Below are 15,149 nucleotides of genomic sequence, written 5' to 3'. Positions count from 1 at the left end.
CGGCTTACTCGTTCATTTCTACAAGAAACAAAAACGGCCGCTCCCCAAAAGGAGAGCGGCCGTTTTTATAGACTAAACAAGTCTTACTTAAACGCCTGAATGCCGGTAATATCGGCGCCGGTGATGAGCAGGTGGATGTCGTGGGTGCCTTCGTAGGTGATAACCGACTCCAGGTTCATCATGTGGCGCATGATGGGGTACTCGCCAGTGATGCCCATGCCGCCGTGAATCTGGCGGGCTTCGCGGGCAATGTGCAGGGCCATGTCGACGGAATTGCGCTTGGCCATCGAAATCTGGGCGGAGGTGGCTTTGCCCTCGTTCTTGAGCACGCCCAGGCGCCAGGCCATCAGCTGGGCCTTGGTGATTTCAGTTATCATCTCGGCCAGCTTTTTCTGCTGGAGCTGGTAGGAGGCAATCGGCTTGCCGAACTGCTCCCGCTGCAGCGAGTACTTCAGGGCCGACTCGTAGCAATCGATGGCGGCGCCGATGGCGCCCCAGGCAATGCCGAAGCGGGCCGAGTCGAGGCAGGACAGGGGTCCTTTGAGGCCGTCGATGTTGGGCAGCACGTTTTCCTTCGGGATGCGCACGTTGTCGAACACCAGCTCGCCGGTGCAGGACGCGCGCAGGCTCCACTTGTTGTGAATCTCGGGAGTCGTGAAGCCTTCCATGCCCCGCTCCACAATCACGCCTTTGATGCGGCCCTCCTCGTTCTTGGCCCACACCACGGCTACCTGGCACTCGGGGGAGTTGGAAATCCAGAGCTTGGCGCCGTTGAGCAGGTAGTAGTCCCCCTTGTCTTCGAGCTTGGTGATCATGCCGCCGGGGTTGGAGCCGTGGTCGGGTTCGGTGAGGCCGAAGCAGCCGAGCCACTCGCCCGAGGCCAGCTTGGGCAGGTACTTCTTGCGCTGCTCTTCCGAGCCGTACTGGTAGATCGGGAACATCACCAGGGAGCCCTGCACCGAGGCGGTGGAGCGCATGCCCGAGTCGCCACGCTCAATCTCCTGCATGATGAGGCCGTAGCTGATGTAGTCGAGGCCGCCGCCGCCGTACTCGGTGGGGATGGTGGGCCCGAACGCGCCCACGTCGCCGAACTTGCGCACGATTTCGGAGGGGAAGTGGCCTTCCTGGGCCCACCGCTCAATGCTGGGACTGATTTCGCGCTTTACAAAGTCGCGGATGCTCTGGCGGATCAGCAGGTGCTCCTCGGTGAGCAGGCCGTCGATGTCGTAGTAGTCGGTGAAGCCGGCGGCGTTGGTAGAGCCTTTCTGGGCGCTGTGGGCCTTGGCCTGGGGCGAGAGGACGTCGGATTGGGAAGCCATAACGGGTTTTGTGGGTGGGAGTAAGGGCTCAAAGATAGACATTTCAGCAGGTTGGAATAGTGCCCGGGCCACCCGGTTAACCCCGGACTGATGCGAATATTCTCAAAAAGCCGTATCCTTTCCGGCGGCTCCGCTCGTAAGGCAGCCAACCAAGCCCAACCGGGAGCAGTTGCCTCCCCCCTACCCCTGAATCTGCTTCACCTCACCCATGAGCGCCACCCATAAGAAGCTGAACGAGCTGGAGGCTACGGCCATCTGCGGCAACGATATTTCTTCTTCCTGCCTGTACGTCTCGGCCCTGGCCATTTCCTACGCCGGCCAGTACGCCTGGCTTTCATTGCTCATGGTGGGCGCCGTGCTGTTTCTGTTCCGCCGGATCTACGGTGAGGTAGTCGGCGCCCTGCCGCTGAACGGCGGCGCCTACAACGTGCTGCTCAACACCACCAGCAAGCGCAACGCGGCCCTGGCGGCCTGCCTCACCATCCTGTCGTACATGGCCACCGCCGTCATCTCCGCCGCCGACGCCATGCACTACCTGCACACGCTGTGGCACGGGCTGCCCATCATCCCGGCCACGATGGGACTGCTGGGGTTATTCCTGGCTCTTACCCTGCTGGGTATGTCGGAATCGGCCATTGTAGCGGTCGTCATCTTTATCACCCACATGGTTTCGCTCACCCTCCTGTCGGGGGTGGCCATCTGGTTTGTTGCCACCAACGGCCTCGACAACCTGACGATGAACTTTCAGGCGCCGGTGAAGGGCGGCAGCATCGTCGGGGCGCTGTTCTTTGGGTTTAGCGCGGCCATGCTGGGCATCTCGGGCTTCGAAAGCTCGGCCAACTTTGTGGAGGAGCAGGCCCCGGGCGTGTTCCAGAAAACCCTGCGCAACATGTGGGTGGTCGTCACGGTGTTTAACCCGCTGCTGGCGTTTCTGGCCATTGCGGTGCTGCCCCTGGCCGAAATCGGTGAGCACAAAGAAACCGTTCTCGCCTACCTGGGCACCAAAACCGGCGGCCCCTGGCTGGGCACTGCTATTTCGGTAAATGCCGTGGCCGTGCTGAGTGGGGCCGTGCTCACCTCGTTTGTGGGCGTGAGCGGCCTGATGAAGCGCATGACCCTGGACCGCATCCTGCCGCAGTTCTTCCTCAAGGAAAACAAGCGCAAGAGCAACTACCTCATCCTGATTACCTTTTTCCTGCTGTGCATATCGGTGCTGCTCATTACCCGGGGGCAGCTGGGCCCGCTGGCAGGCGTGTACACCATCTCGTTCCTGTCGGTCATGGCGTTTTTCGCCCTTGGCAACTTCCTGCTGAAGAGCAAGCGCCCCCGCCTGCCCCGACCAGTGTACGCCGGCGTGCTAGTGGTGACGCTGGCATTGCTGGGCGTAATCGTCGGCCTGTTCGGCAACGTCAAGATTCACCCGGAGTACCTGGTGGTGTTCCTGCAGTACTTCGTGCCCACCATGCTGGTGGTGTACATCATGCTCAACCGCATTGCCATCCTGAACCTGCTGCTGGCCGCCGCCGACCAGTTTGCCAAGCACTCTCCCCGACTTTCCCGCTTTAGCCGCCTTACGCTGCGCCGCGCGCTGCGGGAGCTCAACCAGCAGGAGTTCGTATTCTTTACCAAAGGCGACAACGTGTCGAACCTCAACAAGGTGATGGCCTACGTGGTGGAAAACGAGTTTACGACCCGCCTGAAAATCGTGACCCTGCTCCGCGACGGCGAGAAGTACCCCGAAGACCTGCTCAACGACATCCGGGTGCTGGACCGCGCCTACGAGCAGATTGTGGTCGACTTCGTGACCCTGGACGGCAAATTCGGACCCGAGCTGATCGATGAGCTTTCGCAGAAGTGGGGCATTCCGAAGAACTTCATGTTTATCGGCTCCCCCGGCGACCAGTTCCCCTACCACATTTCCGAGCTGGGCGGCGTCCGCCTGATTATCTGAGCGGCCGGAATCTGGGACGTGGGCCCACAAAAAACGGCTGCCGGAATTCCGGCAGCCGTTTTGTATTTTCCCGATGACCCACTTTCGAAGCAGGTTCGGGGTAGGTTCGATGGAGCTATATCCAAAACGCCCCGTCTGGGCCCGCCTGGTCGGCGCTCCGGATTGCACATTTCCGGACTGCTAGAACTTCACCCCTACCGACGCCAGGAAATTGCGGGTAGCCTGGGGGTAGTAGAAGTTAAACGTCTGCTGCCGGCCGGCTCCGTCGGGGTAGCCGTAGGTGTAGCCGTTGGCCACGTACTCCCGGTTCAGCAGGTTGCTGACCAGCAAACCCAACTCAATCTCCTTCATAAACGACGGGCGGATGGCGTAGCGGGCCCGGAAGTCGAGGACCTGGTAGGGCTTGATCATCCGGTCCTCGCTCGTGGAGTTGTCGAGGTACTGCCGGCTCACGGTCTTGTAGAGCAAGGCCAGGCGCAGGCCCTTCAGCGGCTGCCCTTCCAGGGTGTGGGCCGATACGGTGCTGGGCGAGTAGGAAATCGTGGTCGTGCGGGCCTCGGCTGCCACCACGGGCTCGAAGTCGGCGTTGTAGGTTACGTCGCGGTAGTTGAGGATGCGGTTGCGGCTCAGCGTGAGCGTGCTGCTCAGGCTGATCTTGTCGTTGGCCGATACCCCGCCGGTCAGCTCGACGCCGGTCCGGTAGCTGCGAGCCACGTTGGTGCGCAGGGCGGCCCCCACGTCGTTAAGCTGCCCGGTAGCCACGAGCTGGTTCCGGTAGCCCATGTAGTAGCCGGTGGCTTCGAAGCGCAGGCCGGTGTTGGCCCCCAGCAGGTCGGCGCGGCTGAAGCGGTAGCCGCCTTCCACATCGTGCAGGGTTTCGGGCCTGGCGGTCTGGTCGCCGACGGGGCGGTCGGTGAAGTCGGATCGCACCGGCTCCCGATTCCCCACGGCGTAGCTGGCGTACAGCTGCTGTCCCTCGGCCAGCGTCAGGGTGGCCCCGCCTTTCGGGTTGAAGAACGTGTAGCTTACGTGGGTACCCAGCGCCGACCGGTCGTCGTCGATGCCGTCGATGTTGTAGTTGATGTGCCGGCCCTGCAGGTCGAGGTAGAGGCTGAGCCGGGGAATCAGCTGCCAGGTAGTGCGGGCGTAGGCGTTGTAGTCGGTCTTGACCGCGTCGCTGAAGTAGTAGCGGTGGCGGATGCTGCCGGTGGAGGCGTACTGGGCCCAGATCACCTCGCCGTAGTGGTCGTTGAGAAACCGGTTCCAGGCCCCACCCACCGTCACCTGTAGCTTATCGTAGCTCTGCGGGTGGAAGCTCAGCGCCCCGGTGCTGCCGAAAAAGTAGTTGTCGAGCCACTTCTGATCGATCAGGTTGGTGCGGCTGATGGTCTGGTTACCGATAACCACGTTCGGCAGGTCGTAGGCCGAGAAGCGGCGGTTGGTCCGGTAGCTTTCGTAGTAGCCAAAGCCCCGGGTCAGGTGGTTGGTCAGCGTCAGGCTCCAGCTGGGCCCCAGCTCCTGGGCCAGGTGCAGCTGGTAGTGGTTCTGCTGGTAGTTGTCGGTCTGGTTGTCGTAGGTGTAGTAGCTGAAGCGCCGCCCTTCCTGCCGCAGCCGCTCGGCATCGGCCGCGCTCAGCTCCCCGTTGTCGACAAACTGCTTCAGCAGCTGCTGGTCGCCGGTGATGCCGGGCTCGGGCACCCCGTTCCAGGCCTGGTAGGTTTTCTCCCGCCCCGAAAAAGTGATGAACTTTACCAGGGTGCTCCTGCCCTGGTAGCCGGCCGAGAGGTAGTACGACTTCAGGTCCGACGCCCCGCGGTTTACGTAGCCATCGGAGACAATGCGCGACAGGCGCCCATCGACGGTGAAGTGCCCGTTGATAAGGCCGGTACCGAAGGAAACGGTGTTTTTCCAGGTATCAAAGGAGCCGAAGGAGTTCTGGCTTTCGGCGTAGGCTTCGCGGCGGTTTTCCAGGGTGCTGATGTTGATGCTGGCCCCGAAGGCCGCCCCCCCGTTCTGGCTGGTGCCCACGCCCCGCTGAATCTGCAGGCTGCTGATGGACGAGCTCAGGTCGGGCAGGTTCACCAGAAACGAGCCGTGCGACTCGGCATCGTTGAGCGGCACCCCGTTGATGGTCATGTTGATGCCGGTGTTGTTGACGCCCCGGATGCGGATGTCGGTGTAGCCTACCCCGGCCCCGGCGTCGGAGTTTACCACCACCGAGGGCGTCTGGTCGAGCAGGTAAGGCAAATCCTGGCCGAAGTTGCGGGCCGCCAGCTGCTCTTTGCTCACGTTGGTGTAGGTGGTGGCCGTGCGCTCGTTGGCGCGGGTCGCCGTCACTACGGCTTCGCCGGTCAGGATTCCGCCCGACTGCAAACCCAGGCTTACCTGCTGGGCTTCGGCCTGGCCCTGCACCGTGCGGGTCAGGGTCTGGTAGCCCAGGAAGGTTACGCGCAGCTCGTGGGAGCCGGCGGGTACGGCGGGCAGGGCAAAGGCCCCGCTGGCGTCGGTAGCGCCGGCCGGCGCGCCGTCGAGCAGGATGGTAGCGCCGGGCAGCGCCGCGCCCGTGCGGGCATCGGTGATGGTGCCGGACACGGGACCCTGCGCCCACGCCGACGTGCAGGGCAGCGCCAGCAGCGCCGCTCCCAAAACCAGAAAGTTTTTCAAGGGTGTAAAAAAGGAAAAAGTGGAACGGGCCCTACGCCAGGGGTCGGCGCACAAGGCTTTCACGCTCGCGGATCGGTTATTCCCTTCGCCGGCATTACCCGGATCAGGTTCAATGGGTATGATCTCAGCCGGGCAGCGGTACGAAGCCGCCAGGCACCCCTAAACTCTGCAACAAACCTACGGCGGGATTCCGCGGCGTGCAATACCCCCCCCGGCAAACACTTTATTTCACCCTCTGAATCAGCTATATTAGCCTAGCGCTCAGTTGATCCGGACATTTTCAAATTAAAGCGCACGACGGGCAAAAAACCCCGCGTTCGGCAAAACAACTCCTCGCCCGGGCCCGTTAATTTCCAGCAGCGTCCCGGCTTCCTTCTCAGCATTTACTGCCATGATCAACCTCGTCTATTTATTCGCGGTCCTCTTCATCCTGGTTTACTTTCTGCTGATGCCCCGGCGCCGCTACCTGCGCCCCCCGGCCCCCGACAATGACGACGACGGGGGTGAGCCGCTCGACGACGGCCTGCCCGATCTGGACCTGCCCCCGGGCATCTCCCGCCCGATCAACGACTGGGAGCCTGACTATGGCACGCCGTACACGCCCCGGCCTACGCCCGAGCCCAACCTCTCCTAAAGCACCGGTGTCCCGGGGCTATACTTCCCGCTGCATCCGCTGGTAGGGAACCGCCCCCTTGTAGAACACCGCCCCCTCAGGCTGCATGCCGAAGCGGTGATAAAAGGCACACGCCTCCTGGCGGGCATCGCACCACAGCGCCCGGGCCCCGAGCCGGCGCGCCTCGGCCAGCACCCGCTCCATCAGCTGCGTACCGATGCCCTGGCGCTGGCAGTCGGGGCGGGTGGCAAACTTGCGGAAGCGCCCTTCGGGCCCGGCCACGAACAGCGAAATAACCGCTACCAGCTCGCCGGCCCGGAAGGCGCCGAAGTGGTACCCCTGCTCGTCGTCCTCGACTTTGACGTACTCCAGCGGCTTACCGGGCCAGAGCACCGCGTGGCGCAGCGGGTACGTTTCGGCGGCGCTGATAACCCGGATTTCCAGCGTGAGGGCGGCCGGCATCCTACCCTACCGTTATGGAGTAGCTTGTCCGAAACTGCTGCCCGGGCTCCAGGCTCAGGATGCCTTCCTTGTCGGCCAGCTCGGGCGGCGGGCCCACGCTGCTGGCAATGCCCTGCCAGGGCTCCACGCACACAAAGCCGGCCCCCTCGCCCTTGGTCCAGAGGCCCAGGTAGGGGAAACCGTCGAAGCACAGGGTTACAAACCGCTCGGAGCGGCGGCTGCGCAGGGAAATGCGGGTAAAGTCAAAGCCTTTGAGCACCAGGGCATCGTCGCGGAACAGGTCGTAGGTGAGCGGCAGCTCGGTCTGGGTGCGGAGCACCGGCGTAGTCTGCCCGTTGAGCAGCCCTCCGCTCAGCAGGTGGCGGTCGAAGCTTACGGGGTGGTCAAACTGAAAGAAGTAGTCCTCAAACGCTTCACCCTCCAGCAGCGGGCAGCGAAAAGCCGGGTGGGCGCCGATACTGAACAGCAGCTCCGCGGCGCCTGGGTTGCTCACTTCCCACTCGATGTGCAGGGTAGCTTCGGTCAGGCGGTAGCGAATAGTCAGCAGAAAGTCGAAGGGAAACTGCTGCCGGCTATCGGCATCCGCCCGGAGCGTAAAGGTGAGCGTGTCGGCCGTCTGAGCCGCCAGGGAGAAGTCCCGGTCGCGGGCAAAGCCGTGCTGGGGCAGCTGGTAGCGTTGGCCCTGGTGCGTATAGGTATCCTGGGGCAGCCGGCCCACGATGGGAAACAGCACCGGGGCGTGCCGGGCCCATACCGCGGGCTCAGCCGGCCAGATGTACTCCAGTCCGTCGGCAACGTCTTTCCGGACAAACGAGCTGAGCTCTGCGCCATGCCGGTTCACGCCCACGCGGCACCGGTTATTTTCAAGGTAGTGGGTCGTCATAGGGTCGGCTTTTGGCTATTAGCTGTTGGCAGATGGCTTTGGTAACAGGCGTAGTAGGGTATAGTGGGCATACTGACGACTTGCTTCTCGACGCAAGCCGGGAAAAGAAACGGTAGCCCGCGTTAGCGGGAGGCCAGCAACGCATCCACGGCTTTGATGGCCTGTTGCAGGCGCTGCTCGGGCGGGCCGCTGATTTCGACGAAGGGCCAGCTGCGCTCGGTCAGCTCCCGGCGGTAGAGCTCGTAGAAGTGCCGGCGCTGGGCAGGTTCCGGATGCTCGCGCAGCGGGTCGGGTTCCCAGGGCAGGTCGACGCCAAGCAGCAGGGTGAGGTCGTAGCGGGGCTCGCGAAGCTGGTGCAGCACCCAGGCCGGGCAGCGGCCAAAGGCGTGTTCGGCCCAGATCTTTATCACCAGCAGGTCGGTGTCGCAGAACAGCACCCGGCGGGAGCGGCCGGTGGTGGCTTCTTCCGCGGCCAGCTGCCCGCGGGCCATCAGCTCCAGGTCCGGCAGCGCGTAGCCCGGGCCGTGCTCATCGAGGTAGGTACGGGCATACTCGGGCACCCAGACCGTATCGTAGTGCCCGGCCAGCAGCCGGCTCAGCGTCGACTTGCCCGTAGACTCCGGGCCGGTTATGCTCACCCGCTTCATCATATGCCTACTGCCGCTTGCACTGCTGCCCGCTCTGCCCGGCGCCATTCCACATAGCCGTAGACGGCCAGCACCAGGTACACGGCGTACAGGCCACAGGTTGGGTACAGCTGCTTGTACCACAGGATCGGTACGTAGATGATATCAACCATAATCCAGAGCAGCCAGTTTTCAAGGCGCTTGCGCACCAGCAGGTACTGGGCCGCCAGGCTGCCGGCGGTAGTAAAACTATCCCAGTACGGCAGCGCCGCGTCGGTGTTATAGCGGAGGTAGTAGCCAAACAGGGCCGTAAATAACGCTATGCCAACGCCTACCAGTAGCCATTCCCCCGGACGGGTCCGCGTCACGACCAGCGTGGTGTTGCGTGCGCCGCCGTACTGCCACTCATACCAGCCATACAGGCTTATGAGAATAAAAAAGCCCTGCAGGCCGCAGTCGGCATAAAGCTGCTTGCCGAAATACACGAAGATGTATAGCGCGCAGCTGATGATGGCGACCGGGAAGTTCCAGAGCGACTCCCGGGCAACCAGCCACACGCAGGCAAACCCGGTGACGACGGCCACCCATTCCAGGGGCGTGTTGCCTGCGGCAGCGGTCCAGAGCTCGTAGAGGGAATGTAGCAAGCGGATGGAGTTAAGCGGAAAAAGGCCGGTACCCGGCCGGCCAAAGCTAGCAGGTTAAGCCGGGGCCGCCAATGGGGCTGACAGCACCCGACAAGTCCTGTAGACTTTCTCTTCCATTTTTTTAAAAGGTCTACTGACTTGTAGACTTCATTTCATTTTATCCGAAAAAGTCTACAAGCCGGATGCCGGCTTATGCAGAGAATACGGCGCTTGGGCCGGCCAGTTGAAAGCGCCGGCATTCAGTGGTGAGGTCAAATAGCTAATTTTGCTTTCCCATCCCCACTGCCTTAGCCTCCTTATGCTGCCCGAACTCACCCCCGAAGACCTGCACCGGCGCCTCCAGCAGGGCGAGAATCTGCAGCTGATTGACGTCCGGGAGCCCGAAGAGTTTGAGTACTGCCGGATCGAAGGCAGCCGGCTCATTTCCCTGGGCGACATTCCGGCCCATGCCGAGGAGCTTCCCACCGACCGGCCGGTGGTGCTGATCTGCCACCACGGCGTCCGTTCGGGTCAGGCCCTGGCGTACCTGCAGCACCGTCACGGCTTTACCAACCTGCTCAACCTCCGCGGCGGCATCCACGCCTGGTCGGTGCGGGTCGACCCGTCGGTGGCGGTGTATTAGTGGTTTTTGGTTGTTAGTTGTTTGTTGTTGGATTCAGGCATGTCATCCTTGATCCGACGTTTGGTGCCAGCGGAAGGGCCTAATCATGTTTGTGCCACAAGCGCCCGAATGATACGCCTCGCAACGACTTACTTAAATCGGCCAAGGGCCGTCGGCTCAGGATGACAACCGCTGAGTTCCGATAACCAAAAACCAACGACTACAAACCAACACCAAAGCATGCTCCTCCCCGACCTTCCCATCTGCGCCGCTTTGCCCGAGCTGCTGGCTACGCTGGGCCGGACGACCTGCGCGGTGCTGCAGGCGCCGCCCGGGGCGGGCAAAACCACCATCGTACCCCTGGCTCTGCTCGCAGCCGACTGGATGCCGCCCACCGGCCGCATCATCGTGCTGGAGCCGCGCCGCCTCGCTGCCCGCGCCGCCGCGACCCGCATGGCCAGCATTCTGGGCGAGCCGGTGGGTAAAACCGTCGGCTACCGGGTCCGCCTGGAAAGCCGCATCTCCTCCCAGACCCGCATTGAGGTGGCCACGGAGGTGATTCTGACCCGGATGCTGCAGGACGACCCGTCCCTGGAAGGCGTGGCGGCGGTGCTGTTCGACGAGTTTCATGAGCGCAGCCTCCAGGCCGACCTGGGCCTGGCCCTGGCCCTCGATGCCCAGGCCGTGCTGCGCCCGGACCTGCGCCTGCTCATCATGAGCGCCACGCTCGAAGCTGAGCGGCTCGGTGCCTGGCTCGGGGCCCCGGTGGTGCGCAGCGCCGGCCTGCAACACCCCGTCGACACCCACTACCTGACCCCGGCCCGGGTAGCGGCGGCCGGCAGCCGCCCCGCCGACCGCCTGACGGCCCTGGCGCCGGCAATGGTGCGCGAAGCCCTGGCCCAGCATCCGGCCGGCGACGTGCTGGTGTTCCTGCCCGGCCTGGCCGACCAGCGCCGCACCGGCGACAAGCTCAGCGCCAGCCTGCCCGGCACCATCGACATCCACGTGCTGCACGGGGAGCTGCCGGCCGAGCAGCAGGACGCCGCCCTGCGCCCCGCCCCCGCCGGGCGGCGCAAGGTGGTGCTGGCGACCAGCATTGCCGAAACCAGCCTGACCATCGAAGGTGTGCGGGTGGTGGTGGACGGTGGCTACGCCCGGATTCCGCACTTCGAGCCCCGCACCGGCCTTACGACCCTGCAGACCGTGCCCGTCAGCCAGGCCGCGGCCGACCAGCGCCGGGGCCGGGCCGGCCGCCTCGGGCCCGGCACCTGCTACCGCCTCTGGACGGCTTCGGAGCACGAAATGCGCCCGGCCCACCTGCCCCCCGAAATCCTGACCGCCGACCTGAGCGGACTGGCCCTGGAGCTGGCGCTGTGGGGAATCCAGGATGCCGCGAGCCTGCGCTGGCTGGATGCGCCCCCGGCGGCGGCCCTTGCCCAGGCCCGGGAACTGCTGATACGCCTCGGCGCCCTCACCACCGACGGCAAGCCGACGCCCCACGGCCGGGCCCTGGCCGGGCTGGGCCTCGTGCCCCGACTGGGCCATTTGGTCGTGCGGGGAATTGAAATAAGTCACGGCGCTACGGCCTGCGCGCTGGCGGCGCTACTCACGGAGCGCGACATCCTGCGCCCCGCCGACGGCAGCACCGCCCCGCCCGACCTGCGCCTGCGGCTCGAAGCGTTGGCCAGCGGCCGGGCGCCGCTCCCGGGCCTGCTCCCCGACCAGGGCGCCCTGCACCGGGTGCGGGAGGCTGCCGCCGTGCTCCGGACCCGGGCCGGGGTGGCCAATACCGCCCTGGAGCCCGAAGCAGCCGGCCTGCTGACGGCCCTGGCGTATCCCGACCGCCTCGCCCAGCGTGAAAACCCCGAGCGGGTGCGCCTGATTACGGGCCAGCGGGCGGCGCTGCCGGCCGAGCACTTTGCCCGCGACACCGCCTTTTTTGCCGCTGCCTACCTCGATGGGCCAGCGGCGGCTCCGCGGGTTGTGCTGGCTGCCCCTTTAGATAAGGCCGAGCTGAAAACTCACTTCGGGGAGCAGGTTTCCACTATCGAAGAAGTACGCTGGGACCCGACCACGGAAAAGGTCACGGCCCGGCGGGTGCAGCGCCTGGGCGCCCTGGTGCTCGACGACGCGCCCCTGCAGCCCAATCCGGAGCAGGTAGCCGCAGCTCTGCTCGACGGGCTGCGCGCCCGGGGCATCGACCGGCTGCCCTGGGGCGAGCGGGCTTCCCGGCTGCGGGAGCGGCTGGCGTTTGTGCACCACCTCGAGCCTGAGTCCTGGCCGGATGTGTCGGATGCTGCCCTGCTCGACCAGCTCGAAACCTGGCTTGGGCCCTACCTGACCGGCCTGCGCAGCCTGGCTGACGTGAGCCGGCTCGATCTGGCCGAAGCCCTGCTGGGGTTGCTGCCGGGGGGCTGGGCCCAGCGCCAGGAGCTGGACCGCCTCGCCCCGGCACACCTGCAGGTCCCGACCGGCTCCCAGATTACGCTCGACTACTCTGACCCAGCCACCCCGGTCTTGGCCGTGCGTCTGCAGGAAGTGTTTGGCCTTTTCGAAACACCCCGGGTTGCCGGGGGAAAAGTCGTGCTGACGATGCACCTGCTTTCCCCGGGCCACCGGCCGGTGCAGGTCACGCGCGACCTGCGCAGCTTCTGGGCCAATGGCTACTTCGAGGTGCGCAAAGACCTGCGGGGGCGCTATCCCAAGCACTACTGGCCCGAAAACCCACTCGAAGCCGAGCCGATGCGCGGCACCCGCCGACAGAACGGACTGAAGTAGCGGGGAGCCTAAACAGATGGTATGCCCGTGTTGGCTTCCGGTTCAGCCAGGTTAGCGATATGATGCGGCTTTGCGCGGCAGACCGGGTTAAAAGCCTATTAAAAGGCAACTCTTGGTTGCCAAAGGCGGTAGGGGCTTAACTATTCGGTAATTTTGGCCCAATGTTTCAACTTTCGCATACTGCTTCCAAGCTCTCAGGGCTGCTGCTTTGCTGCTGCCTTTTCGCTTCCACTGCCCAGGCTCAGACCACCCCACCTTTCCGGACCCGGGACACGAATACCAACAGCTGGCTGATGTATTTCAGCGACGCCCGCCTCACGGAGCGGTGGGGCGTGCACACGGAGGCTCAGGTGCGCCGCGCCCGCGTGCTGCGCGACCCGCTGCAGAACTTTGCCCGCGTGGGCATCAACTACTACGTGGACAAACAACTCATGCTGACCGGGGGCTACGGCTACTTTTACTCGTATCCGTACGGCGACTATCCGGCCGTCGGCAACTCCTCCGAGCACCGGATCTATCAGCAGGCCCTGGTCAAGAGCAGCGTGGGCCGCTCTACCCTGCTGCACCGCTACCGGCTGGAGCAGCGCTGGGTGCTGCGCCCAAACCAGACCGAGCATACCTACCTCAACCGGGCCCGGTACATGGCCCGGCTGGTGCTGCCCTTCAAGGGCAGCACGCTCGACCCGGGCACGCCCTTTCTGGCTTTGTCGGACGAGATTCTGATTGGCTTCGGTAAAAATGTAACCGGCAATATCTTCGACCAGAACCGGGCCTACGCCGCCCTGGGCTACCAGTTCACGAAAGCTACTTCGGTGGAAGTGGGGTACCTGCACCATATCGTGCTGCAGGGCAGCGGCCGGGTATACGAAAGCAACCACACCCTGCAGCTGGCGCTCAACTTCAACCCGGACTTCCGCCGCCCGGCCTCCACTCCTTCCCCGGAGCCCGGAGCAATACCGGCCACGCCTGAGCAAAAGCAGCCCTAGTTCCTGTTAAGTTTTTGGCCCCACTGCCATGGGCCAAACTTTTCCGCGTAGCTTTACCCGGCAAAAGGAACCTACTAACTTCCATTTGCCATGGCCGACGCCCCCGCCAAGATTGCCTTCGAGGCCCTCACCTACGACGATGTGCTGCTTTTGCCAGCCTATTCCGAGGTGCTGCCCCGCGACGCCGACACCAGCACCCCCCTTACCCGCCTGATTCGCCTGAACCTGCCGTTCATCTCGGCGGCCATGGACACGGTGACCGAGGCGGAAATGGCCATTGCCATGGCCCAGGAAGGCGGCCTCGGCATCATCCACAAGAACATGAGCATCCGGGCCCAGGCCGAGCAGGTGCGACGGGTGAAGCGCTCCGAGAGCGGGATGATTCTCGACCCCTACACGCTCGATGAGTCGGCCACGCTTGACGACGCCAAGCGCCTGATGCGCAAGCACAACATCGGGGGTATTCCCATCGTCGACCAGGACCGGCGCCTGAAGGGCATGCTCACCAACCGGGACCTGCGCTTCGAGAAAAACCTGGCCTTGTCGGTTACCGAAGTGATGACGGCCGTGCCCCTCGTTACCGTTCCGGCCGGCACCGACCTGGCTACGGCCGAAGGCATCCTGCACGACTCTAAAGTTGAAAAGCTGCCGATTGTGGATTCCGAAGGTCGCCTAGCGGGCCTGATTACCTATAAAGATATCCGCAAGCGCCGCCGCAGCCCCCGGGCCTGCAAAGACGAGCTGGGCCGCCTGCGGGTAGGCGCTGCCGTGGGCATCACCGCTGACCTGCTGGATCGGGTAGCGGCCCTGATCGAAGCAGGGGTGGACGTTATCAGCATCGATACAGCCCACGGCCACTCGAAGGGGGTACTCGACGCCGTTCGGAGTATCAAGCAGCAGTACCCCGATTTGCAGGTGATGGCCGGCAACGTGGCTACCGCCGAGGGAGCCCGGGCCCTGGCCGACGCCGGCGCCGATGCCGTGAAAGTGGGCGTGGGGCCGGGCTCGATCTGCACTACCCGCATCATTGCCGGCATTGGCGTACCGCAGCTGTCGGCCGTGATGGAAGCGGCCCGGGGCCTCGAAGGCACCGGCGTACCGCTTATTGCCGACGGGGGCGTGAAGTTTTCGGGGGATGCAGTGAAAGCCCTGGCGGGCGGAGCATCGTCCATTATGGTAGGCTCCCTGCTGGCCGGCACCGAGGAGGCCCCCGGTGAAATCATTATCTACGAAGGCCGCAAGTTCAAGACCTACCGCGGCATGGGCTCGGTGGAGGCCATGGAGGACGGCTCCAAGGACCGCTATTTTCAGGATGCCGAGGACGACGTGAAGAAGCTGGTCCCCGAAGGTATTGTGGGCCGGGTACCATTCAAGGGCGGCGTGGCCGAGGTGCTGTACCAGCTGGCCGGGGGCCTGCGGGCGGGTATGGGCTACTGCGGCGCTCCGACCATCGAAGCCCTGCAGCAGGCCCGGATGGTGCGCATCACCAACGCCGGCCTGCGCGAAAGTCACCCCCACGATGTGCAGGTAACCCGGGAAGCACCCAACTACAGCAGCCGCTAAGGCGTAGTACGTGTAACGCAAAGGCGGCAAATCCGGTAAAAAGCAGCTAAACTCACCGG

The 15,149-nt window shown here is 64.1% G+C and carries 12 protein-coding genes and 1 riboswitch; of the genes, 6 read left to right on the top strand and 6 right to left on the bottom strand.

Annotated elements, in window-relative coordinates; translation table 11 throughout:
* Positions 1–83 precede the first annotated feature (83 nt).
* Entirely contained in the window at positions 84–1,319 is a 1,236-nt protein-coding gene (locus tag LJY25_RS18435) for an acyl-CoA dehydrogenase family protein (RefSeq protein WP_227609949.1), read from the bottom strand.
* Between the two features lie 208 nt (positions 1,320–1,527).
* On the opposite strand from LJY25_RS18435, the gene LJY25_RS18430 reads away from it, so the two are divergent.
* Complete coding sequence (locus LJY25_RS18430) at positions 1,528–3,270, top strand: APC family permease (RefSeq protein ID WP_227609948.1); 1,743 nt, start codon at positions 1,528–1,530, stop codon at positions 3,268–3,270.
* Positions 3,271–3,450: 180 nt separating this feature from the next.
* Here LJY25_RS18430 and LJY25_RS18425 read toward each other — a convergent pair whose 3' ends face one another.
* Entirely contained in the window at positions 3,451–5,934 is a 2,484-nt protein-coding gene (locus tag LJY25_RS18425) for a TonB-dependent receptor (RefSeq protein WP_227609947.1), read from the bottom strand.
* Between the two features lie 62 nt (positions 5,935–5,996).
* Positions 5,997–6,105, bottom strand: a riboswitch (TPP riboswitch).
* A gap of 220 nt (positions 6,106–6,325) precedes the next feature.
* Here LJY25_RS18425 and LJY25_RS18420 point away from each other — a divergent pair.
* Positions 6,326–6,568, top strand: coding sequence for a hypothetical protein (locus LJY25_RS18420; RefSeq protein ID WP_227609946.1), 243 nt, complete (start codon positions 6,326–6,328; stop codon positions 6,566–6,568).
* 18 nt (positions 6,569–6,586) lie between these two features.
* Here the strand turns inward: LJY25_RS18420 and LJY25_RS18415 are convergent, their stop codons facing one another.
* From LJY25_RS18415 to pnuC, 4 genes are all read right to left on the bottom strand, one after another.
* A complete protein-coding gene (locus LJY25_RS18415; protein WP_227609945.1) occupies positions 6,587–7,009 on the bottom strand; it encodes a GNAT family N-acetyltransferase in 423 nt (140 codons plus the stop codon).
* Between the two features lies 1 nt (position 7,010).
* A complete protein-coding gene (locus LJY25_RS18410) occupies positions 7,011–7,892 on the bottom strand; it encodes an aldose 1-epimerase family protein (RefSeq protein ID WP_227609944.1) in 882 nt (293 codons plus the stop codon).
* A gap of 122 nt (positions 7,893–8,014) precedes the next feature.
* On the bottom strand, positions 8,015–8,542 hold the full coding sequence (locus LJY25_RS18405; RefSeq protein ID WP_227609943.1) for an AAA family ATPase: 528 nt from the start codon (positions 8,540–8,542) through the stop codon (positions 8,015–8,017).
* Entirely contained in the window at positions 8,539–9,162 is a 624-nt protein-coding gene (gene pnuC / locus LJY25_RS18400) for a nicotinamide riboside transporter PnuC (RefSeq protein WP_227609942.1), read from the bottom strand. Before pnuC ends, LJY25_RS18405 begins: the two co-directional genes overlap by 4 nt.
* Before the next feature lie 298 nt (positions 9,163–9,460).
* Here pnuC and LJY25_RS18395 point away from each other — a divergent pair, with 298 nt between their 5' ends.
* The 4 genes from LJY25_RS18395 to guaB all read left to right on the top strand — a co-directional run bounded on the left by LJY25_RS18395 (position 9,461) and on the right by guaB (position 15,090).
* Entirely contained in the window at positions 9,461–9,784 is a 324-nt protein-coding gene (locus LJY25_RS18395; RefSeq protein WP_227609941.1) for a rhodanese-like domain-containing protein, read from the top strand.
* Between the two features lie 219 nt (positions 9,785–10,003).
* On the top strand, positions 10,004–12,541 hold the full coding sequence (gene hrpB, locus LJY25_RS18390) for an ATP-dependent helicase HrpB (protein ID WP_227609940.1): 2,538 nt from the start codon (positions 10,004–10,006) through the stop codon (positions 12,539–12,541).
* Positions 12,542–12,702: 161 nt separating this feature from the next.
* A complete protein-coding gene (locus LJY25_RS18385; protein ID WP_227609939.1) occupies positions 12,703–13,527 on the top strand; it encodes a DUF2490 domain-containing protein in 825 nt (274 codons plus the stop codon).
* Between the two features lie 90 nt (positions 13,528–13,617).
* A complete protein-coding gene (gene guaB / locus LJY25_RS18380) occupies positions 13,618–15,090 on the top strand; it encodes an IMP dehydrogenase (protein ID WP_227609938.1) in 1,473 nt (490 codons plus the stop codon).
* The last annotated feature ends 59 nt before the right edge of the window (positions 15,091–15,149 follow it).

It is taken from the genome of Hymenobacter translucens (genome assembly GCF_020685205.1).
GTDB classification, from domain to species: Bacteria; Bacteroidota; Bacteroidia; order Cytophagales; family Hymenobacteraceae; genus Hymenobacter; species Hymenobacter translucens.
This window is presented reverse-complemented; position numbering and strand designations above follow the sequence as displayed.

Coding starts and splice junctions, on each gene's coding strand:
- LJY25_RS18430 (WP_227609948.1), top strand. CDS start 1,528: ATGAGCGCCACCCATAAGAAGCTGAACGAGCTGGAGGCTACGGCCATC.
- LJY25_RS18410 (WP_227609944.1), bottom strand. CDS start 7,892: ATGACGACCCACTACCTTGAAAATAACCGGTGCCGCGTGGGCGTGAAC.
- LJY25_RS18415 (WP_227609945.1), bottom strand. CDS start 7,009: ATGCCGGCCGCCCTCACGCTGGAAATCCGGGTTATCAGCGCCGCCGAA.
- LJY25_RS18405 (WP_227609943.1), bottom strand. CDS start 8,542: ATGATGAAGCGGGTGAGCATAACCGGCCCGGAGTCTACGGGCAAGTCG.
- LJY25_RS18420 (WP_227609946.1), top strand. CDS start 6,326: ATGATCAACCTCGTCTATTTATTCGCGGTCCTCTTCATCCTGGTTTAC.
- LJY25_RS18395 (WP_227609941.1), top strand. CDS start 9,461: ATGCTGCCCGAACTCACCCCCGAAGACCTGCACCGGCGCCTCCAGCAG.
- hrpB (WP_227609940.1), top strand. CDS start 10,004: ATGCTCCTCCCCGACCTTCCCATCTGCGCCGCTTTGCCCGAGCTGCTG.
- LJY25_RS18435 (WP_227609949.1), bottom strand. CDS start 1,319: ATGGCTTCCCAATCCGACGTCCTCTCGCCCCAGGCCAAGGCCCACAGC.
- LJY25_RS18385 (WP_227609939.1), top strand. CDS start 12,703: ATGTTTCAACTTTCGCATACTGCTTCCAAGCTCTCAGGGCTGCTGCTT.
- guaB (WP_227609938.1), top strand. CDS start 13,618: ATGGCCGACGCCCCCGCCAAGATTGCCTTCGAGGCCCTCACCTACGAC.